Source organism: uncultured Planococcus sp. (genome assembly GCF_947501725.1).
GTDB lineage: Bacteria > Bacillota > Bacilli > Bacillales_A > Planococcaceae > Planococcus > Planococcus donghaensis_C.
Genome location: NZ_CANMXD010000033.1, coordinates 1 through 847 on the forward strand (window position 1 = coordinate 1; position 847 = coordinate 847).

The window sequence follows — 847 nt, forward strand, 5'->3', positions numbered from 1 at the left end:
TGGTGGAGCCTAGCGGGATCGAACCGCTGACCTCCTGCGTGCAAGGCAGGCGCTCTCCCAGCTGAGCTAAGGCCCCATTGTTTGGTCGGGAAGACAGGATTCGAACCTGCGACCCCTTGGTCCCAAACCAAGTGCTCTACCAAGCTGAGCTACTTCCCGAACTTGTATTGCTGAGTGTAAAAATATGGCGCGCCCGAGAGGACTCGAACCTCTAACCGCTTGATTCGTAGTCAAGTACTCTATCCAATTGAGCTACGGGCGCCTATAAAGTTGTCATCTGGTTTGCATAAATGGTGCCGAGGACCGGAATCGAACCGGTACGGTAGTCACCTACCGCAGGATTTTAAGTCCTGTGCGTCTGCCAGTTCCGCCACCCCGGCTAAGGGTCGGCAATAATGTGCAAAAAAAATATGGAGCGGAAGACGAGGTTCGAACTCGCGACCTCCACCTTGGCAAGGTGGCGTTCTACCACTGAACTACTTCCGCAAAAATGGTGCGGGTGAAGGGAGTCGAACCCCCACGCCCGAAGGCGCTAGATCCTAAGTCTAGTGCGTCTGCCAGTTCCGCCACACCCGCGTGGCAATGATAAAGTTAAAATGGTGAGCCATGAAGGATTCGAACCTTCGACCCTCTGATTAAAAGTCAGATGCTCTACCAGCTGAGCTAATGGCTCATTTGCATGAGTGGTGCCGGAGAAAGGACTTGAACCCTCAACCTACTGATTACAAGTCAGTTGCTCTACCAGTTGAGCTACTCCGGCGAAAGAGAAAAAATGGTGGAGGATGACGGGATCGAACCGCCGACCCTCTGCTTGTAAGGCAGATGCTCTCCCAGCTGAGCTAATCCT

The 847-nt window shown here is 53.2% G+C and carries 8 tRNA genes; all 8 read right to left on the reverse strand.

The features are described from left to right. Nucleotides 1-76 (reverse strand) — tRNA-Ala (locus tag Q0785_RS20220). A gap of 6 nt (nt 77-82) precedes the next feature. Further along, nucleotides 83-159, reverse strand: a tRNA-Pro gene (locus tag Q0785_RS20225). A gap of 26 nt (nt 160-185) precedes the next feature. Beyond that, nucleotides 186-262, reverse strand: a tRNA-Arg gene (locus tag Q0785_RS20230). Nucleotides 263-291: 29 nt separating this feature from the next. Then, nucleotides 292-380 (reverse strand) — tRNA-Leu (locus Q0785_RS20235). A 31-nt stretch (nt 381-411) separates the two neighbouring features. After that, nucleotides 412-486 (reverse strand) — tRNA-Gly (locus tag Q0785_RS20240). A gap of 5 nt (nt 487-491) precedes the next feature. Beyond that, nucleotides 492-576, reverse strand: a tRNA-Leu gene (locus Q0785_RS20245). 21 nt (nt 577-597) lie between these two features. Then, a tRNA-Lys gene (locus Q0785_RS20250) sits at nt 598-673 on the reverse strand. 11 nt (nt 674-684) lie between these two features. Next, nucleotides 685-760: transfer RNA gene (locus tag Q0785_RS20255), tRNA-Thr, on the reverse strand. Nucleotides 761-847 lie beyond the last annotated feature (87 nt).